14 protein-coding genes are annotated in these 19,152 nt (G+C 64.0%); 6 read left to right on the top strand and 8 right to left on the bottom strand.

From position 1 onward, the window contains the following. Positions 1–20: 20 nt before the first annotated feature. Positions 21–2,195: a methylmalonyl-CoA mutase gene (gene scpA, locus ACX36O_RS05500; protein ID WP_213360352.1), complete on the bottom strand. Its 2,175-nt coding sequence runs from the start codon at positions 2,193–2,195 to the stop codon at positions 21–23. 262 nt (positions 2,196–2,457) lie between these two features. On the opposite strand from scpA, the gene ACX36O_RS05495 reads away from it, so the two are divergent. Continuing rightward, positions 2,458–3,159 (top strand): GntR family transcriptional regulator, encoded by a 702-nt coding sequence (locus tag ACX36O_RS05495; protein WP_213360351.1) that lies wholly within the window; start codon positions 2,458–2,460, stop codon positions 3,157–3,159. 29 nt (positions 3,160–3,188) lie between these two features. Here the strand turns inward: ACX36O_RS05495 and ACX36O_RS05490 are convergent, their stop codons facing one another. Next, the gene (locus tag ACX36O_RS05490) at positions 3,189–4,487 is read right to left on the bottom strand and encodes a Glu/Leu/Phe/Val family dehydrogenase (RefSeq protein ID WP_250130986.1); all 1,299 of its coding nucleotides are present in this window, start codon (positions 4,485–4,487) and stop codon (positions 3,189–3,191) included. A 158-nt stretch (positions 4,488–4,645) separates the two neighbouring features. On the opposite strand from ACX36O_RS05490, the gene dnaG reads away from it, so the two are divergent. Beyond that, the gene (gene dnaG / locus ACX36O_RS05485) at positions 4,646–6,640 is read left to right on the top strand and encodes a DNA primase (protein WP_371698809.1); all 1,995 of its coding nucleotides are present in this window, start codon (positions 4,646–4,648) and stop codon (positions 6,638–6,640) included. A gap of 34 nt (positions 6,641–6,674) precedes the next feature. Here dnaG and orn read toward each other — a convergent pair whose 3' ends face one another. Then, entirely contained in the window at positions 6,675–7,310 is a 636-nt protein-coding gene (orn, locus tag ACX36O_RS05480) for an oligoribonuclease (RefSeq protein ID WP_213360348.1), read from the bottom strand. A gap of 103 nt (positions 7,311–7,413) precedes the next feature. On the opposite strand from orn, the gene ACX36O_RS05475 reads away from it, so the two are divergent. Continuing rightward, positions 7,414–8,697 (top strand): M48 family metallopeptidase, encoded by a 1,284-nt coding sequence (locus ACX36O_RS05475; RefSeq protein WP_213360347.1) that lies wholly within the window; start codon positions 7,414–7,416, stop codon positions 8,695–8,697. A gap of 4 nt (positions 8,698–8,701) precedes the next feature. Beyond that, positions 8,702–9,679, top strand: coding sequence for a ribosome small subunit-dependent GTPase A (gene rsgA / locus ACX36O_RS05470; protein WP_213360346.1), 978 nt, complete (start codon positions 8,702–8,704; stop codon positions 9,677–9,679). A gap of 7 nt (positions 9,680–9,686) precedes the next feature. Here rsgA and ACX36O_RS05465 read toward each other — a convergent pair whose 3' ends face one another. The 3 genes from ACX36O_RS05465 to rplS form a co-directional block, all read right to left on the bottom strand. After that, entirely contained in the window at positions 9,687–10,739 is a 1,053-nt protein-coding gene (locus ACX36O_RS05465) for a cobalamin biosynthesis protein (protein ID WP_213360345.1), read from the bottom strand. 89 nt (positions 10,740–10,828) lie between these two features. Next, positions 10,829–11,602: a CoA pyrophosphatase gene (locus ACX36O_RS05460; RefSeq protein ID WP_488360172.1), complete on the bottom strand. Its 774-nt coding sequence runs from the start codon at positions 11,600–11,602 to the stop codon at positions 10,829–10,831. 153 nt (positions 11,603–11,755) lie between these two features. Continuing rightward, on the bottom strand, positions 11,756–12,133 hold the full coding sequence (gene rplS / locus ACX36O_RS05455) for a 50S ribosomal protein L19 (RefSeq protein WP_091816450.1): 378 nt from the start codon (positions 12,131–12,133) through the stop codon (positions 11,756–11,758). 299 nt (positions 12,134–12,432) lie between these two features. On the opposite strand from rplS, the gene ACX36O_RS05450 reads away from it, so the two are divergent. After that, a complete protein-coding gene (locus tag ACX36O_RS05450; RefSeq protein WP_488360171.1) occupies positions 12,433–14,499 on the top strand; it encodes a bifunctional 2',3'-cyclic-nucleotide 2'-phosphodiesterase/3'-nucleotidase in 2,067 nt (688 codons plus the stop codon). Positions 14,500–14,653: 154 nt separating this feature from the next. On the opposite strand, the gene ACX36O_RS05445 is transcribed toward ACX36O_RS05450, so the two are convergent. Next, positions 14,654–16,807 carry a c-type cytochrome gene (locus ACX36O_RS05445; protein WP_371698813.1) on the bottom strand — a complete coding sequence of 718 codons (2,154 nt, stop codon included), beginning with the start codon at positions 16,805–16,807 and terminating at the stop codon, positions 14,654–14,656. 441 nt (positions 16,808–17,248) lie between these two features. Next, a complete protein-coding gene (gene ppa, locus ACX36O_RS05440; protein WP_213360338.1) occupies positions 17,249–17,776 on the bottom strand; it encodes an inorganic diphosphatase in 528 nt (175 codons plus the stop codon). Positions 17,777–18,003: 227 nt separating this feature from the next. Between ppa and prfB the strand changes: the two genes are divergently transcribed. Continuing rightward, a protein-coding gene (prfB, locus tag ACX36O_RS05435) for a peptide chain release factor 2 (protein ID WP_371687142.1) occupies positions 18,004–19,126 on the top strand; the annotation gives its coding sequence in 2 pieces (ribosomal slippage) (positions 18,004–18,084 and positions 18,086–19,126; 1,122 coding nt in all). The last annotated feature ends 26 nt before the right edge of the window (positions 19,127–19,152 follow it).

Below are 19,152 nucleotides of genomic sequence, written 5' to 3'. Positions count from 1 at the left end.
GCCGCCCGGAGTTGTCGATCTCAGGCGTTGGCCTTCTTGATCTGCTCCAGCACGTCCTTGGCGCTGGCCGGGATCGGCGTGCCGGGGCCATAGACGCCCTTCACGCCGGCTTCGAACAGGTAGTCGTAGTCCTGGCGCGGAATCACGCCGCCGACGAACACCACGATGTCGTCCGCGCCCTGGTCCTTCAGCGCCTTGATGATGGCCGGCACCAGCGTCTTGTGGCCGGCAGCCAGCGTGGACACGCCCACGGCATGCACGTCATTCTCGATGGCTTGGCGTGCACACTCTTCCGGCGTCTGGAACAGCGGGCCGATGTCCACGTCAAAGCCCAGGTCGGCAAAGGCGGTAGAGACCACCTTGGCGCCGCGGTCGTGACCGTCCTGGCCCAGCTTGGCGATCATCACGCGCGGACGACGGCCCTGCTGCTCGGCGAATTCGGCGATTTCGGACTTGAGCTTTTCCCAGCCCTCGGCGGAGTCATAAGCGGCAGCGTACACACCAGTCACCTTTTGCGTATCCGCACGATGGCGGCCAAACACCTTCTCGAGGGCGTCAGAGATTTCGCCACCGGTGGCGCGCAGGCGCGCGGCCTTGATGGACAGGTCCAGCAGGTTGCCCTGGCCGGATTCGGCAGCGGCAGTCAGCGCGTCCAGCGCGGCCTGCACGGCAGCGTTGTCACGCGAAGCCTTGATGCTGTTGATGCGGGCGATCTGCGCCTCGCGCACCTTGACGTTGTCGACTTCCAGGATGTCGACGTTGTCTTCCTTGGCCAGCTTGTACTTGTTGACGCCGACGATGACGTCCTTGCCGCAGTCGATGCGCGCCTGCTTCTCGGCAGCGGCGGCCTCGATCTTGAGCTTGGCCCAGCCGCTGTCCACGGCCTTGGTCATGCCGCCCATGGCGTCCACTTCCTCGATGATCTTCCAGGCGGCATCTGCCATTTCCTGGGTCAGCTTTTCCATCATGTAGGAACCGGCCCAGGGGTCGATCACGTTGGTGATGTGGGTTTCTTCCTGAATGATCAGCTGCGTGTTGCGGGCAATGCGGGCGGAGAATTCGGTCGGCAGCGCAATCGCCTCATCGAGCGCGTTGGTGTGCAGCGACTGGGTGCCGCCGAACACGGCTGCCATGGCCTCGATGGTGGTGCGCACCACGTTGTTGTACGGGTCCTGCTCGGTGAGCGACCAGCCGGAAGTCTGGCAGTGCGTGCGCAGCATCAGGCTCTTCGGGTTCTTGGGGTTGAACTCCTTCATGATGCGGCACCACAGCAGACGTGCGGCGCGCATCTTGGCGATTTCCAGATAGAAGTTCATGCCGATGGCCCAGAAGAAGGACAGGCGGCCGGCGAAGGCGTCCACGTCCATGCCCTTGGCCAGCGCCGTCTTCACATACTCCTTGCCGTCGGCCAGCGTGAAGGCCAGCTCCAGCGCCTGGTTGGCGCCCGCTTCCTGCATGTGGTAGCCGGAGATCGAGATCGAGTTGAACTTGGGCATGTTCTGGCTCGTGTACTCGATGATGTCGCCGATGATTTTCATCGACGGCTGCGGCGGGTAGATGTAGGTGTTGCGGACCATGAACTCCTTGAGGATGTCGTTCTGGATGGTGCCGCTGAGCTTGTCCTGCGAAACGCCCTGCTCTTCGGCCGCCACCACGTAGCCGGCCAGCACGGGCAGCACGGCGCCGTTCATGGTCATGGAGACGGACACCTTGTCGAGCGGGATGCCGTCGAACAGGATTTTCATGTCCTCGACGCTGTCGATGGCCACGCCGGCCTTGCCCACGTCACCGGTGACGCGCGGATGGTCGGAATCGTAGCCGCGGTGCGTGGCCAGGTCGAACGCCACGGACACGCCCTGCCCGCCGGCAGCCAGTGCCTTGCGGTAGAACGCGTTGGATTCTTCTGCGGTGGAAAAGCCCGCGTACTGGCGGATGGTCCAGGGGCGCACCGCGTACATGGTGGCCTGCGGGCCGCGCAGGAAGGGCTCGAAGCCGGGCAGCGTGTTGGCGTAGGGCAGATCCTTGATGTCCTCGGCCGTGTACAGCGGCTTGACCGTAATGTGGTCGGGCGTGATCCAGTTCAGCGCATTGACATCGCCGCCGGGTGCCGACTTGGTTGCAGCCTTGTGCCAGTCTTCCAGCGTGCTGCTGGCGAAGACGGGAGCTTGGGAGGAGGTTTGGTCTGACGATGCCATAACGACGTTCCTTCTGGTACTAAATCTAAGGGCCCTGTTTACTGAACACCCCGCTCCGGCACGCAGGCACAAGGCCGCGAACGCTAGCAAGGGCTGGCACAAATAGGCATGGCACGACTGCAGTCGGCGTTTACCCGCATGACTGCATGTCTGTGCGTATGCTACCCATCCTTACCAAGGGCAACAATTCATAATTATGAATGCAAAATCCTCCATCACGCTTACAATCCGAGCGTAACCGTCATCTAAATTTCACATTCGCATGCAGAGTACTGCCCGTCCCTTCCAGCGTTCGGCGGCCGACGTCCGGCCGGGCTCGGCACGTCCGCTCTATGCCGAGGTGGCGGACCTGTTGCGCCAGCGCATCCTGCAGCAGAAACTGATGCCCGGCGCCTGGATCGACGAGATGAAGCTGGCCGAGGAAATGGGCATCAGCCGCACGCCGATGCGCGAGGCCATCAAGGTGCTGGCGGCCGAAGGCCTGGTCACCATCAAGGTGCGGCGTGGCGCCTATGTGACAGAAATCCCCGAGGACGAGGTGCGCGAAATCTACCACCTGCTGGGCCTGCTGGAAAGCGACGCGGCCGCCGATGTGGCGCGCACGGCCACGGAGTCCGAATTGCAGCACCTCACGCGCCTGCATCAGCAGCTGGAAGCCCAGGGGCGTCAACTGGTGGAGCTGCCCGGCGATACCGCGCTGATCGACCAGTTCTTTGCCACCAACCAGGCGTTTCACCAGTTCCTGCTCGATGCCAGCCGCAACCGCTGGCGCACCCAGATCGTGAATGACCTGCGCAAGGTGATGCAACTGGGCCGCCACCACTCCCTGTTCAAGCAGGGGCGGGTGCAGCAGTCCATGGAAGAACATGCGGCCATCCTGCTGGCGCTGGTGGCACGCGATCCGCAGGCGGCGGCCCAGGCCATGCGCATGCACTTCGCGCAAGGCCTGCAGGCGATTGGCTGAGCGGCGGGCGCCGCTCCCCGTCTACCCCATCAAGGATACAGGCCGCGCATTTCGCGGGCCTGCAGGATGCGTGTGCATGCCACGATGAAGGCCGCCGTGCGCAGGCTGACATTGTGCTCGCGTGCCGTCGCCGCCACAGACTTGTAGGCCTCGCGCATGATACGCGTGAGGCGCTGGTTGATTTCGTCCTCGTTCCAGAAGAAGTTGGAGAAATCCTGCACCCATTCGAAGTAGGACACCGTCACGCCGCCGGCGTTGGCCAGCACGTCGGGCACCATGTGGACGCCGTTTTCCTGCAGGATGTCGTCCGCCTCGGGCGTGGTCGGGCCGTTGGCGCCTTCCACCACCACCTTGGCACGCACGGTGCCGGCGTTGCCGGCATGCAACTGGCCTTCCAGAGCCGCCGGAATCAGGAATTCGCATTCCAGCGCCCAGAACTCTTCCGGCGTGATGTTGGTCGCGGCAAAGCCTTCCAGGCTGCCGTTCTGTGCCACATGCGCCAGCGCCGCCGGGATGTCCAGGCCTTGTTCGGCATACACCGTGGCCTTGTGGTCCTGCAAGGCAATCACCTTGGCGCCCGCTTCATGGAACAGGCGTGCCGCCGTTCCGCCTACGTTGCCGGCACCCTGCACCACCACGCGCGCACCCTTGAGTTCCATGCCCAGGTCGTGCGCCGCTTCGCAGGTGACCACGAACACGCCGCGGCCGGTGGCATCGCGGCGGCCCAGGCTGCCACCCAGCGAAATCGGCTTGCCGGTAACAACGCCGGTGGCTGTTTCGCCGAGGTTGACGGAATAGGTGTCCATCATCCAGGCCATGACCTGCTCGTTGGTGTTCACGTCCGGCGCGGGAATGTCCTTGCTGGGGCCGATGATGATGCCGATCTCGCTGGTGTAGCGGCGCGTCAGGCGCTCCAGCTCGCCACGCGACAGCTGGCGCGGATCGACACGGATGCCACCCTTGGCACCGCCATAGGGCACGTTGACGGCCGCGTTCTTGATCGACATCCAGGCCGACAGCGCCATCACTTCGGACAGGGTCACGTCCTGGTGGAAGCGCACGCCGCCCTTGCCGGGGCCGCGGGAAATATTGTGCTGCACGCGATAGCCTTCGTAGTGCATGATGCGGCCGTCGTCCATCTCGATCGGCACATCCACCACCAGGATCCGCTTAGGCCTCTTGAGCGTCTCCACCCAGCGCGACAGGTGGCCCAGGTAGGGCGTGACGCGGTCGACCTGGCGCAGGTAGGTGTCCCAGGGACCGAGATGGGCCGGATCCAGATAGGACGGCAGCGCGTGGGCGGATTGTGCGGACAATTGTTCTGTCATTTTGCGAAGTCTCCTTGTATGTAACACCCTCTCGTGAAGGGCTTTGCCAGTATGCCAAAGCGGTTTGCGCAAAGCGATTGAAATTACGCAAAGAGCCCTTCCGCACCATGGGCATCCGCGGCGGCAACCCGGCCGCGCCCACCCTATAAAATCCCCGCATGGCAATTCCCCACGGCTTCATCCAGGATCTGCTCGCCCGCGTCGACGTGGTCGAGGTGGTGGGCCGCTACGTGCAATTGCGCAAGACGGGGGCCAACTTTCTCGGGCTCTGCCCCTTCCATGGCGAGAAATCGCCCTCCTTCACCGTCAGCCCGACCAAGCAGTTCTACCACTGCTTCGGCTGCGGCAAGAACGGCGATGCCATCCGCTTCCTGATGGAGCACAACGGCATGAGCTTCGTCGAGGCCGTGCAGGATCTGGCCCAGCAGCATGGCCTGCAGGTGCCCGATGACCATGCCAGCCCGGAAGAGCGTGCGCGTGCCGCCGAGCGCAAGCAGAAGCAGGCCACGCTGACCGACGTGCTGGAAAAGGCCTGTGATGACTACCGCAAGCAGCTGCGCACGGCGCAGGTGGCCATCGACTATCTCAAGCAGCGCGGGCTGACAGGCCGCATCGCGGCCCGCTTCGGCCTGGGCTATGCCCCGCCTGGCTGGCACCACCTGGCCAGCGTGTTTCCCGATTACACCGAGCCGCTGCTGGAAGAAGCCGGCCTGGTGATCCGGCACGAGAAAGACGGGGAGCATGGCGAAGACAAACGCTATGACCGCTTCCGACATCGCGTCATGTTCCCCATCAGGAATATCAAGGGTGAATGCATCGGTTTTGGCGGGCGCGTGCTGGGCGACGACAAGCCCAAATACCTGAACTCGCCCGAAACGCCGGTCTTCAGCAAGGGGCGCGAGCTGTACGGTCTGTACGAGGCACGCGATGCCTTGCGCGAGCAGGGTTTTGCCCTGGTGACCGAAGGCTATATGGACGTGGTGGCGCTGGCCCAGCTCGGATTTGCCAATGCCGTGGCCACGCTGGGCACGGCCTGTACGCCCGACCATATGCACAAGCTGTTCCGCTATACCGATCAGGTGGTGTTCAGTTTCGACGGCGACAATGCCGGGCGCCGGGCCGCGCACAAGGCGCTGGTAGCCGCCCTGCCCTATGCCACCGACACACGCAGCATCAAGTTCCTGTTTCTGCCGCCCGAGCACGATCCCGACAGCTATATCCGCGCCCATGGGCCGGAAGCATTTGCCGCGCTGATCAGGCAGGCGACGCCGCTGAGCGTGTTCCTGCAGCAGGTGGGCAGCGAGGATTGCGATCTGGATTCGGCCGAGGGGCGTGCCCGCATGGCGAGCCAGACACGGCCGCTGTGGCAGGCGCTGCCGGAAGGGGCACTGCGCAGCCAGCTGCTGGCCGAGCTGGCGGCCAGGACGCAATTGCAGGTGGACGAGTTGCGTTCGCTCTGGCAGACCCAGGCGGCCCACGCCAGCCCGGCGCCACGACGGCATGAGGAGCCTTCCAGGCCGCCCGAGTTTTCCGGCGATTACGGCACTCCGCCATCCTCGCAGGAGCCGCCCTGGATGCAGGGAGGCTGGGATGCTCCCGAACCTGCCTCCCGCCAGCGCAGCTGGACACCGGGCCGCTCCGGCACCGGCGGCGCCAAACGCTCCGGCAGCTGGAACCGCAACTCTTCGCCACCGGCACCGCGCGGCCGCGTGCGCCCCACCAGCGGTGCCGACCATGCCTTGCGCCTGCTGCTGCTGCACATGCCGCTGTGGGAGTCGCTGCCGCCGGACAGCCATGCCCTGCTCTGCGGCCTGCCGGCCCCGCACGGTCCGCTGTTCGTCTGGCTAGACAGCCAGTACCAGGAACATGGCGCCCTGGCCTGGGGTGCACTGGAACAGGCCCTGCCGCAGGCGCCGTTCGGGGACACAGGACTGAGTCTGGTGAAACAGTATCAGGCGCTGGGCCTGTCGCCCGAACTGCAGGAAGTGCGGGTGGACCTGCGCTCGGCCTTGCGCGGCCTGCAACTGGAAGAACTCAAGCGCCAGGAAACCCAGGCAGCGCAGGAAGGCGATCTGGCACGCATGCGGCAACTGCAGCAGCAGCGCGCTGCGCTGTCCGGGCCGCCCGGACAGGAAGAAGCGGATCGCGACTGAGCCCGCCAGCGCGCACTGGCCGCCAACGCAGTGATCAGGCGGCGCCTTCCTGCACCGGTGTGGCCGCCTCCAGGCGCAGGAAAGTATCCCGGTAATAAACCAGTTCCTGGATCGATTCCTCCACATCGGCCAGCGCCGTGTGCTTCTGGTGCTTCTTGAAAGCCGCGTGCAGTTCGGGGCGCCAGCGGCGGGCCAGCTCCTTGAGCGTGCTCACATCCAGGTTGCGATAGTGGAAATACGCCTCCAGTCTGGGCATGTACTTGACCAGAAAGCGCCGATCCTGCCCGATGGTGTTGCCGCACATGGGCGACTTCGATTTGCTCACGTACTTCTTGATGAACGCCAACAGCTGCTTCTCGGCATCGGCCTCGCTGGTGGTGCTGGTCTTGACCTTTTCCGTCAGGCCGCTGCGGCCATGCGTGCCCTTGTTCCAGGCATCCATGGCATTGAGCACCGCATCGTCCTGATGGATCACCACCACAGGGCCGGGCACGCGAATGGACAGATCCGGGCTGGTGATGATGACGGCAATCTCGAGCAGTCGCTCCTTCTCCGGGTCCAGGCCGGACATCTCGCAGTCGAGCCAGATCAGGTTGTCATCGTTCTTGGGCAGGTGAGGCACGGGCTCGGCCGGGGTTTCGGCAGTGGCAGGCAGATGGTCGGATTTCATCCCCGTATTGTCTCGCAAGCGGGACGGTTTCGGCGCCTGCATTGCTGCGGCAACCAACTGTTTGATACGCGCCGGGAGCCTGTCGGCCGTTACACTTGCGGGCATGGATGCCCAACTCTTCGATATCAGTTACCTGAACGGCTTTACCGGACTGTTCGTGATCGTTCTGCTGGCCGGACTGCTGGTGCGCTTCTGGCTGGCCACACGCCAGATGCGCCACGTAGCCTGGCGCCGCGAACAGGTTCCGGAAGCATTTGCCGGCGTGATCAGCCAGGCCGCCCACCAGAAAGCCGCTGCCTACACCATCGCCAAGAACCAGTTCGACCTGTGGCAGTCGGTGTATTCGGCCGCCATCCTGATTGGCTGGACGCTGCTTGGCGGACTGGCGCTGCTCAACTACACCCTGTTGAGCCGCATCGAGCACCCGATGTGGCAGCAGCTGGCCCTGCTGGCGGGCTTCTTCCTGATCAACGGCCTGCTGGAGTTGCCGCTGGGCTGGTACCAGACTTTCAGACTGGAAGAGCGCTTTGGCTTCAACAAGAGCACGATCGGCCTGTGGCTGGCCGACCTCGTCAAGGGGACGTTGATGGCTGCCGTGATCGGCCTGCCACTGGCCGCCCTGTTCCTGTGGCTGATGCAGCAGGCCGGCAGCCTGTGGTGGCTGTGGGCCTGGGGCATCTGGGTGGTGTTCAACCTGCTGCTGATGGTGATTTTCCCGACGTTCATCGCGCCGCTGTTCAACAAGTTCAAGCCGCTGCAAGACGGCGAACTGGCCCAGCGCGTGAAGGCGCTGATGCAGCGCTGCGGATTCAACGCCAAGGGGCTGTTCGTGATGGATGGCAGCAAGCGCAGTGCGCATGCCAACGCCTACTTTACCGGGCTGGGCAGCTCCAAGCGGGTAGTGTTCTTCGATACGCTGCTGGCTCGCCTGCAGCCGGACGAGGTGGAGGCCGTGCTCGCCCATGAGCTCGGCCATTTCCACTTCCGCCATATCGCCAAGCGCCTGGTCGCCATGTTCGCATTGAGCCTGGCCGCCTTTGCCCTGCTCGGCTGGCTCTACAGCAGGGTGTGGTTCTACACCGGTCTGGGGGTGGTGCCCAACATGATGTCGCCTAACGCCGCGCTGGCGCTGATCCTGTTCATGCTGATGGCACCGGTGTTCAGCTACTTCCTGTCGCCGTTGATGGCGCAGCTCTCGCGCAGGCACGAGTTCGAGGCCGATGCCTATGCCGTGCGCCAGACCGGCAAGACCGCCCTGCCCGCCGCCCTGCTCAAGCTCTACGAGGACAATGCCTCCACGCTCACGCCGGATCCGCTGTATGTGAAGTTCTACTACTCGCATCCTCCCGCCAGCGAACGGCTGGCACGCATGGCGCAGGCGGCCTGAGACCATGGCCAGGCCCTCCCGCTCCCGCAACGCGCCCGCCGCCTCAAACGCCTTGCAGCAAGGTCTGGTGGTTTCCAGCCATGGCCGTCACAGCGTGATCGAATGCCCGGACGGCAGCCGCCGCATCGTGCATCCGCGCGGCAAGAAGAACCAGGCCGTGGTAGGCGACCGCATTGCCTGGGCGGCGCAGCCCGAGGGCCAGGGAGACGACGGCACCATCGAGCGCGTGGAAGAGCGCCGCAACCTGTTCTACCGGCAGGACGAGATGCGCACCAAGGCCTTTGCCGCCAATATCGACCAGGTGCTGGTCTGGCTGGCGGCCGAGCCGGAGTTTTCGCACAAGCTGCTGGCACGGGCCCTGATCGCGGCCGAAGCGGCCCATATTCCTCCGCTGATCGTGCTGAACAAGTCCGATCTGGGTGAACTGCATGCGCGCGGCTGGGAACGGCTGGCGCCCTACCGCGCCATGGGCTACCCGGTGCTGGGCCTGTCGCTGGCGGATGCCGGGCACCGCCCGGACGATGCCGCGCTGCAGGCGCTGCGCGAGGCACTGCAGGGCAAGGCGACGCTGGTGCTCGGCCCCTCCGGCACAGGCAAGAGCACGCTCATCAACTGGCTGCTGCCCGGCGCCAATGTGCAGACGGGAGAAATCTCGCAGGCACTCAATTCGGGCAAGCACACCACCACGAGCACGCACTGGTACTGGATCGGCCGCGACAACCAGACCGCCGTGATCGACTCACCGGGCTTTCAGGAGTTCGGCCTGCACCATGTGCAGCCGACCGATCTGGCCTCCTACATGCCGGACCTGCGCCAGCATGTGTCGCAGTGCAAGTTCTACAACTGCACCCATCTGCACGAGCCGGGCTGCGGCGTGCTGGCGCAGGTAGGCGCACCGCTGGACGATGGCGGCATCCATCCCTTGCGGCACAAGTTTTATGCCGAGCTGTTCGCGGAACGGGTGGCGGACCAGCGTTATTGATCCGGCCTCAGCTGACCCAGGAAGTAAACCCCACCAACGCAATCAGGCCGCCCCACATCAGGATGGCGCGCCAGACCAGGCCGACCAGCAATTGCAGGTGCTGCATGCCCACGGTGATCGCCGCCGGTGCAGCCTGCGTGACCTGCGGCGCTCCATAGGCCTCCACGCCCGTTTCCGAAACGCCGTCCTCTGCCACCGCGGCATCACGCTCGCGCCCGGCAGGTGCGGGCAGGCGTGCCAGATCCTGCTGGTTGTCCAGCGCCAGCGGCCAGGGCAGATCCACCGCACCCATGGCCGATGCCAGCACCACAGCTTCGGCATCGGTGCTGGCGATGGTGCCGGGGGTACTGGCCGCCTGGCGCCAGTTGTCCACCGCCTGCTCGAAGTTGCCGGCTACTGCAAAGCTCGCAGCCGTGGCCCGGGCAGGAATCCAGTTGATCCAGTTCCAGGCGGCCTGCGCCTGATCCGGCAGCCTGTCGGCCATCTGGCCATCGCCGGCATTGCGCTGCTCGCGCCAGTAGCGCGCCACGTATTCGGACGCGCGGAACAGCACGGCACCAGCCGGGCCCAGCCCCAGGGCCGCCCCGATCAGGAAAGCCACCAGCACGCCGAATACATGGCGATGCGCATCGAGCACGGCATGCTCGATCACCTGCCGCATGATGCCGCTGCGCGGCAGATGTGCCGTTTCCACACTCTTCCACTCCGCCAGCAACTGGCGTGCACGGATTTCGTCGCCCATGTCCAGCGCGTCACGGATACCCGTGATGTGATGGCTGAACTGGCGGAATCCCAGGGTGACGAACAGCACTGCCGTGCTCCACAGCCACGCCAGCAACCAGCCCGCTTCATGCAGGGTGGCATAGACGAGCGCGACCATGATGGTGGGCAGCGCCACGGCTGCCCCCCAGGCCAGCCAGCCCTGGCCGGGCTTGCCGGCGGTCAGGTTGCGCGCAGCCCAGTCCGCCAACTGGCGGTAGAGGTGGTAGACCGGGTTGTGCAGGGGCAATGGATAGACCTGCTCGATCAGCAGGGCACAGACGATTGCAAAGAATGCCATGGAGCGTAGAAAGCGATCATTGACGCGGGACCAGGCCCGCAACTATCCGGCAGGATAGCACCGATTTCGGCATGACGCGTGAAGGCCGCTCATGCGGCAAGAAAGCGATACAGATTGCGCAAGATGCCGGCAGTTACGCCCCAGATGTAACGTTCGCGCCCCGCCTGCAGGTCGTAATACGGCATGGAAAACCACTCGCGCCGGTGGTTGTGCGCCGGCTGCCACTGATGCAGGCGGTGATGCTGCGGATCCATCAGGAAATCCAGTGGAACGGTGAACACTTCGTCCACCTCGAAGGGATTGGGGGCAAATTCGAGCGTGGGCGGCAGCACGGCCACGACCGGCGTCACGTGGTAGCCGGTGCCGGTGATATACATCGGCAGCTGGCCCAGCACCTCCACGCCCTCCGACGGCACGCCGACCTCTTCATGGGCCTCGCGCAAGGCCGCAGCCACGGCATCCGGGTCTTCGTCGTCGATCTTGCCACCGGGAAAGGCGATCTGGCCGCCATGCGATCGCAGGTGCGGCGTGCGCTGCGTGAGCACCACGCGCAGGCCGGATGTGGGGGCCGTGATCTCGGGCGGCTGCCAGGGCTGCAGGCCGATCAACACGGCAGCATCGCGCGGCGAATGCTCCTTCGGATACAGCTCGCGGCGCAGTTCCTGCTCCCAGGGGGGCGGCTCGGCAAAGCGCTGCTGCAGCGCCGGCACGGACAGGCGCTCGCCCGGCACCGCGATCTGACGGTGCACGTTCTCGGTCGCCTCCTGCCATATCGGCACGTCGCGCGGATCGAAAATGCCCGGCTGCACGGCGCGGTCATTGTCGGGAGAAACTTCCTGGGACTTCTTTGTGGAGCTTGTCATTGATGCCACCCTGGATACCCCGCTGCCAGGCGGCTGGCACGGAGCACTTGCGCCACACAGTGTAGCGCCAAGAAAAAACCGCTTGCAGCACAGGGCGGCAAGCGGTTCCTTCTGCGGCTGCACGAGGCAGCCACAATGCCAGGTTGCGACAGATTACTCTGCAGCGACCTTGACGCGAGACGGCAGCTTTTCCTTGATGCGGGCCGACTTGCCGCTGCGCTCGCGCAGGTAGTACAGCTTGGCACGACGCACGTCACCACGGCGCTTGACTTCAATACCGGCAATCAGCGGGCTGTAGGTCTGGAAGGTACGCTCCACGCCTTCGCCGCTGGAGATCTTGCGCACGGTGAAGCCGCTGTTCAGGCCGCGATTGCGCTTGGCAATCACCACGCCTTCGTAAGCCTGCACACGCTTGCGCGTGCCTTCAACCACGTTCACGGACACGATCACGGTATCGCCGGGGGCGAACTCGGGGATTTTCTTGCCGAGACGCTCGATCTCTTCTTTTTCCAGGGTCTGGATCAGGTTCATTGTCAGTTCCTAATGCTTTCCGATCGTATTCAAGCTGCACAAAAGGCCTCTTCACACAACCATCACGGCGATGGCTGGCTGCTGCTGGCGGCTCCTGCCTGACAGGATGGCTCGCCCAGCGAGGCGGCTAACAGAGGATCGAAACCGCGCATTATAGTCCGGCCTCGCGGTACCGGTCAAGAAAAAGCGCAATGTTGGCGCGCAGATACAGGCTGCGTCATGGGCGTGCCATGAAAGCTTCAATGAAGCTTCACATGCGCTTTCTAGACTGCGGACTTTTCCCGTCATGGAGTCGCCCGATGCCCCTGCCCCAATCCCTGTTCCGCTGGGTCCTGCCCCTCGCCACTGCTGCCGTACTGGCAGCCTGCGGTGGCGACAGCAACACCTCCGAGAAACCTGTTCCGGCACCGCAGATCGCCGATGGCACGCGTGCCACGGTAGCGCTGCTGGAAACCAGCGACCTGCACAGCAACATCCGCAGCTACGACTATTTCAAACTCGCCGAAGACCAGAGCTACGGTTTCGAGCGAACCGCCACGCTGATCCAGCAGGCGCGCAGCGAATTTGCCAACAACGTGCTGCTGGACAATGGCGACACCATCCAGGGCACGGCATTGGCCGACTACGAGGCCACGGTCAACCCCGTCAGCTGCGAGCAGACCCTGTCGATGTACAGGGTCATGAACCATTACAAGTACGACGTGGGCACGCTGGGCAACCATGAGTTCAACTACGGCCTGCCGTTCCTGAGCCAGGTGCTGGGCGGCGGCCTGAACGTGGGCGGCGTCGACCCCGGCCAGAAGTGCAAGGGCCCCGAGTTTCCCATGGTGCTGGCCAATGTGTACAGCCTGAAGACAGGCCAGCCGCTGGTGCAGCCCTACACCATCCTGCAGCGCGAATTCACCGCCACCACGCCCGATGGCAAGACCGTGAAAGTGCCGGTCAAGGTCGGCGTGATCGGCTTCACCACGCCCGGCATCATGAACTGGGACAAGCGCTTTGTGGAAGGCAAACTGCGCATCGACGGTGCCGTAGAAACGGCGCAGAAATACCTGCCCGAAATGCGGCAGAAAGGCGCCGACGTGGTGGTGGCACTGGTGCACGGCGGCCTGAGCAGTGTCCCCTACTCTGCCACGATGGAAAACCCGGCGCTGCATCTTTCCAAGGTGCCCGGCATCGATGCCATGTTCATGGGCCACTCGCACAGCCTGTTCCCCGATCGCGGCGCCAACCCCGCCTACACCATGGAAGGCGTGGACAACGCCGCCGGCACCATCCATGGCGTGCCGGCTACCATGCCCAGCTTCTGGGGCAAGGCACTGGGCGTGATCAAGCTCGAACTGGTGCGCGATGCCAAGGCCAAGGCCTGGGTGATCGACAAGAGCAAGACGCTGGTCGAGGCGCGCGAGACCGTGACCGAGCGCGATGCCAAAGGCAAGGCCACCGCCTATGTGGCTCCCGATCCGAAGGTAGCCGAACTGGTGGAAGCGCAGCATCAGGCCACCATCACCTACGTGAAAACACCCATCGGCAGCTCCGACTTCCGCATGAGCACCTACTTCGCCGACGTGGGAGACCCGACCGCCATCCAGATCGTGAGCCAGGCACAGCAGGACTACGTGGCCCGCTACGTACAAGCCAACCTGCCGCAATACAAGGATCTGCCGGTGCTGTCGGTGAGCGCGCCGTTCAAGTCCGGCTTTGGTGGCGGTGCCGACTTCACCGATGTGGCAGCCGGCCCGATTGCCATCTACAACGCGGCTGACCTCTACCTGTACCCCAACACGGTCTATGCCGTGAAGGTGACCGGCAGCGAGATCAAGGGCTGGCTGGAAGGCGCTGCCAAGCGCTTCAACCGGATCGACCCTGCCGTGGCCACGCAGCAGAAGCTGATCAGCACCTTCCCCGGCTACAACCACGACATGTTCACCACGCCGGACGTGAGCTATATGGTCGATGTGACACAGCCGGTCGGCCAGCGCATCGTCGACCTGCAATACAAGGGTGCCCCGATCGACCCGGCAGCCAGCTTCATCATTGCGACCAACAACTACCGCGCCACCAGCGGCAAGACCTTCATCGCCGCCCTGGATGGCCGCTCGACCATCTATGCATCTCCCGATGCCAACCGCGATGTGCTGATCCAGTACATCAAGCAGGTGCAGAGCATGACGCGCGCCGCCAATGGCAGCGCCCGCAGCTGGCGCTTCAAGCCGGTGGCGATTGCCGGCAAGGTGGTATTCAGCTCCGGCCAGGACAAGCTGCAACTGGCAGTGGATGCGGGCCTGAACAACATCATGCTCGAGCAACAGGACGATGGTTCGGGCAAGAACATGTCGCTGTACAGCATCGACCTGAGCAAGTAAGTCGGGAGACCGCATCCCTACGCGCACGAAAAAGCACCCCATGAAAACCTGTCTCATGGGGTGCCAATGCGCGCCGGAAACCGGCTGGCAGGGGACTTGTGTGTTGGCCCAGTTGGCAAGTCACGCAAGACTGCCACCCGTCCGGAGAACACACTCAGTAGCGTGCGTCAGCCGGCTTGCCGCCCTTCGGCCAGTCCTTCACCTTGTCCGGGAAGTCCGGGCGCGGCATGTGGCTGAAGTATTCGGCCACGTCCACGGCTTCCTGGTCCGTCAGGCCACCCTGGCCCAGCGGGAACTTGCCATGGAAACCGATCGGCATGTTGCGCTTCACGAAGGCGGCAGCCGTGTAGGTACGGGCCATGCCGGCACCGATGTTGAAGGACATGTCGCCCCACAGCGGCGGGTAGACCCACTTGCCGGCCGCGTCCTTGATGCCTTCGCCATCGGCTCCGTGGCAGGCTGCGCACTGGTTGTCATAGATACGCTTGCCGTTGTCCACATTGGGCTTGATGTCGCGGCTGATCTTGCCGACACCACGGCCTTCCACCTTGTCTTCCGGCTTGGTTTCGCGCTTCATCCAGTCGAAATAGGCCACCATGGCTTTCATCTCTTCGGACTGCAGCGGCAGCGGCTTGCCGTTCATCGAGCGGCGGAAGCAGCCGTTGATCCGGTCTTCCAGCGTGATATCCCGGCCGGCACGTGCGCCATAGCTCGGGAAGAAGGCAGACACGCCCACGTACGGAGAGCCATCGGCCACCGTACCTGCGTTCATGTGGCAGCTGGTGCAGTTGAGCGCGTTGCCCACGTTCTTCGGCAGCAGTTCATGCGTCTGGATGTTCAGGCGCGCGCCCTGCACCAATTGGTCGGCGTTCTTTTCCTTCAGCATGTCGGCCAGGCGCGGGGTCTCGAACTTGCTCTGGTCCACCTTCACGTCCAGGCTCTTGCGCAGGGATGCCACATCCTTGGCGGTAATCTCCTTCGATGCCTGGCCCCAGCTGGAGCGGGTGAAGTTCAGGATTTCCGCGATTTCCTCATCGTTCAGGCGGGCGAAGCCGGGCATGGTCCAGACGCGGGCATGTGCCATGGTCTGGGCCGACCTGGAGCCGGTCAGCATGATGTGAATCAGCGTCGACGGGTCTTCCGACTGCAGAGTAGCGTTGCCGGTCAGCGGCGGGAACACGTTCGGTACGCCGTTGCCATTGGTGCGGTGGCAATCCACGCAGAACTGCAGGTAGCCGAGGCCGCCGCGCGTGGTGTGGATGGAGGCCGGAATGCCGCCTGTTGTGGCAACAGCAGCGCCCGATGCCGGCGTGGACGCGCCTGCAGCAGGAGCCGATGCGCCCGGAGCGCCCATGCCGGAAGCGCCGCCGGCAGCAGCCACCACCATCGGCTTGTCATGCTTGCCGGGCGGCAGCGCCTTCAGGAAGGTACCGATGGCGCGCAGGTCTTCGTCCGTCATGTACTGGGTGCTGTGCTGCACCACGTCCACCATGTTGCCCGAGACGGAGCCGTAGCTGTTTTGGCCGGTCTTGAGCATCTTCACGGTTTCGTCCACTGTCCACAGGTTGCGCAGGCTCAATGCGCGCCAGCCTTCCACCGTCTCGCCGGCGAGGAAGTATTCGCCCTTGGGGCCGGTTTCGGTCATGGTCTTTTCCTGGAAGCCCCAGCCACGCGGGGTATGGCAGGCGCCGCAGTGGCCGAGACCCTGCACCAGATAGGCGCCACGCTGGTAGAGCGGGTCCTTGCCGGCATCGGCCTGGTACGGAGTGTCATCCAGGAACATCCAGTTCCAGAGCTTCAGGCCCCAGCGCTGGTTGAACGGGAAGCCCAGGCCCAGCGGCTCGTTCGCCTGATGGACCGGTGCCACGCCCTTCATCAGGTAGGCATACAGATCCTGCATGTCGTCCTGCGTCATCTTGGCATAGGAAGGGTACGGCATAGCCGGATACAGGTTGTGCCCGTCGGCAGCCACGCCCTTGCGCATGGCGCGGTCGAACTGTTCGAAGGTGTACTTGCCGATGCCGGTTTCGGGATCGGGCGTGATGTTGGTGGAGTGCAGCTGGCCGAATGGCGTTTCGAGCGCCAGACCGCCTGCCATGGGCTTGCCGCCCTTGGCGGTGTGGCAGGCCACGCAATCGCCGAGGCGCGCCACATAACGCCCGCGCTCGACCTGCGCGCGCGTGGCGGGATCCATGTTGGCGGCGTAATTGGCCGGAAGGTCATCGATCACCGTGGGCGCCACGGCATTGACGGTGGGCGCTGTGACCACCATGGCCGAAGCGGCCGAGGCCGGGGCTTGTGCCGCCATCGAAGCGGCTGCGGTCGGCAGCGACGCGGGTGCGCTGGCTACCGATGCCGCAACAGCGGCCGCCGAAGCCGCACCGGCGGGAGCGGGAGCAGAAGCTGCAGGTGCGGAGGCCGATGTTCCCACACCCTGCGCGACCGCAAGGGCTCCACCCAGCGCCAGCGGTAAAACCGCCAGGACAAAACGTCTCATGAAACTCTCCTTCAAATCTCCAACTGCTTGAGAAAGAAGGGGCAGACACGACAAGGCGGTCGTGTACTTACCCGCCAGGCATCACTTGGATGACATGTGCCAGCATACCTTCAGTTTCATGACAAACAAACTGTACGAGCATGCAAATCCGCCGCGAGTTTGCGCCACCTCAAAGGAGCAGGATGTTGAGCGGAAGGCAGGTACGAAAAAGGCGCCCGCAGGCGCCCTTGGCAAGAATCGAATGGATTCCGATCAGCCCTTGTAATTGGCCACGCCGTCGGTCACTTCCTTGGTGGCGGCTTCCAGGCCTTCCCAGCCCAGCACCTTGACCCACTTGCCCTTTTCCAGGTCCTTGTAGTGCTCGAAGAAGTGGCTGATGGTCTGCAGCGTCAGCGGGTTCAGGTCTTCCAGCTTGTTGATGTGGTTGTACTGCGGGCAGATCTTGGCGGTGGGCACGGCCAGCACCTTGCCGTCCACGCCGGCTTCGTCTTCCATCTTCAGGATGCCCAGCGCACGGCAGGGAACCACCACGCCGGCCTGCAGCGGAAACGGGGTCATCACCAGCACGTCGACCGGGTCGCCGTCGCCGGACAGGGTTTGCGGCACGTAGCCGTAGTTGACCGGATAGTGCATGGCGGTCGTCATGAAACGATCCACGAACACGGCGCCGGATTCCTTGTCGACCTCGTACTTGACCGGTGCGGCATCTGCCGGAATCTCGATCACGACGTTGAAGGCTTCGGGCAGCTTGGAACCGGGAGTCACTTTGTCGAGGGACATGGGATTTCTCTTTCGTTAAGGATGAAACTGGAAGAAATGTAATCGATTGATTTTAGCCGAAACCTCCCTACGGCTGGCTTACGGCTGCATACGCCGGCACGGCAAAGCATGCGACAATAGCCCTCTTGCTGCCGCGCTGACGGCAGCCCCTCATCCTGCCTGCTGCCATGGATGCGGCAGGCCCGCCATCCGGGGCCTTCGCCCCTACAAAATACAAGGAAGATTTCATGGAAGCAGAACGCATCAACGCCATTGGCACCGCCCTGGAAGACCTGTCCGAGCGGACGCAGGAACTACGGGGGTATCTTTGACTACCCTGCCAAAGCCGAACGCCTGAGAACCGTCAACGCTGCGCTGGAAGATCCCGCGGTCTGGAACGATCCGAAAAAAGCCCAGGAGCTGGGCAAGGAAAAGAAATCGCTCGATGACGTGGTCGTCGTGCTGGACGAGCTCACGCAGGAACTGGCAGACAGTACCGAGCTGTACGAAATGAGCTGCGACGAAGACGACTACGCCAGCCTCGAAGCGATCGAGGCCGACGTTGCCGCGATCACCGAGCGCGTGGAAGCGCTCGAGTTCCGCCGCATGTTCAGCCAGCCGGCCGACCCGAACAATGCCTTCCTCGACATCCAGGCCGGCGCCGGCGGCACCGAGGCCTGCGACTGGGCCGGCATGCTGTTGCGCCAGTACGTGCGCTATGCCGAACGCAAGGGCTTCAGCGTCGAGATCCAGGAAGAAACCCCGGGCGATGTGGCCGGCATCAAGAGTGCCAGCCTGAAGATCGACGGCGACTACGCCTTCGGCCTGCTGCGCACCGAAACCGGCGTGCATCGTCTGGTGCGCAAGAGCCCGTTCGACTCCTCGGGCGGCCGTCATACCAGCTTCGCCAGCATCTTCGTCTACCCGGAAATCGACGATTCGATCGAGATCGAAGTCAACCCGGCCGATGTGCGCGTGGATACCTACCGTGCCTCCGGCGCGGGCGGCCAGCACATCAACAAGACCGACTCCGCCGTGCGTCTCACGCACGTGCCCACCGGCATCGTGGTGCAGTGCCAGGACAGCCGCAGCCAGCACAGCAACCGCGACGTGGCCTGGCAGCGCCTGCGCTCGCGCCTGTACGAGCACGAAATGCGCAAGCGCATGGAAGAGCAGGAAAAACTGGAAGCCAGCAAGAGCGACGTGGGCTGGGGCCACCAGATCCGCAGCTACGTGCTGGACAACAGCCGCATCAAGGACCTGCGCACCAACGTCGAAATCAGCAACACGCAGAAGGTGCTGGACGGCGATCTCGATGCCTTCATCGAAGCCTCGCTGAAGGCCGGCGTGGGCAGCGTAAGACCCGCCTGATACAGTGATCCCGTCGCAACCATGAT

It is taken from the genome of Brachymonas sp. KE5 (assembly GCF_057773645.1).
This window is presented reverse-complemented; position numbering and strand designations above follow the sequence as displayed.

Bases quoted from the DNA above. Each gene is read 5' to 3' on its own strand.
- ACX36O_RS05475 (WP_213360347.1), top strand. From the start codon at position 7,414: ATGGATGCCCAACTCTTCGATATCAGTTACCTGAACGGCTTTACCGGA.
- ACX36O_RS05465 (WP_213360345.1), bottom strand. From the start codon at position 10,739: ATGGCATTCTTTGCAATCGTCTGTGCCCTGCTGATCGAGCAGGTCTAT.
- rsgA (WP_213360346.1), top strand. From the start codon at position 8,702: ATGGCCAGGCCCTCCCGCTCCCGCAACGCGCCCGCCGCCTCAAACGCC.
- rplS (WP_091816450.1), bottom strand. From the start codon at position 12,133: ATGAACCTGATCCAGACCCTGGAAAAAGAAGAGATCGAGCGTCTCGGC.
- ACX36O_RS05445 (WP_371698813.1), bottom strand. From the start codon at position 16,807: ATGGCGGCACAAGCCCCGGCCTCGGCCGCTTCGGCCATGGTGGTCACA.
- ACX36O_RS05460 (WP_488360172.1), bottom strand. From the start codon at position 11,602: ATGACAAGCTCCACAAAGAAGTCCCAGGAAGTTTCTCCCGACAATGAC.
- scpA (WP_213360352.1), bottom strand. From the start codon at position 2,195: ATGGCATCGTCAGACCAAACCTCCTCCCAAGCTCCCGTCTTCGCCAGC.
- ACX36O_RS05450 (WP_488360171.1), top strand. From the start codon at position 12,433: ATGCCCCTGCCCCAATCCCTGTTCCGCTGGGTCCTGCCCCTCGCCACT.
- ppa (WP_213360338.1), bottom strand. From the start codon at position 17,776: ATGTCCCTCGACAAAGTGACTCCCGGTTCCAAGCTGCCCGAAGCCTTC.
- dnaG (WP_371698809.1), top strand. From the start codon at position 4,646: ATGGCAATTCCCCACGGCTTCATCCAGGATCTGCTCGCCCGCGTCGAC.
- orn (WP_213360348.1), bottom strand. From the start codon at position 7,310: ATGAAATCCGACCATCTGCCTGCCACTGCCGAAACCCCGGCCGAGCCC.
- ACX36O_RS05490 (WP_250130986.1), bottom strand. From the start codon at position 4,487: ATGACAGAACAATTGTCCGCACAATCCGCCCACGCGCTGCCGTCCTAT.
- ACX36O_RS05495 (WP_213360351.1), top strand. From the start codon at position 2,458: ATGCAGAGTACTGCCCGTCCCTTCCAGCGTTCGGCGGCCGACGTCCGG.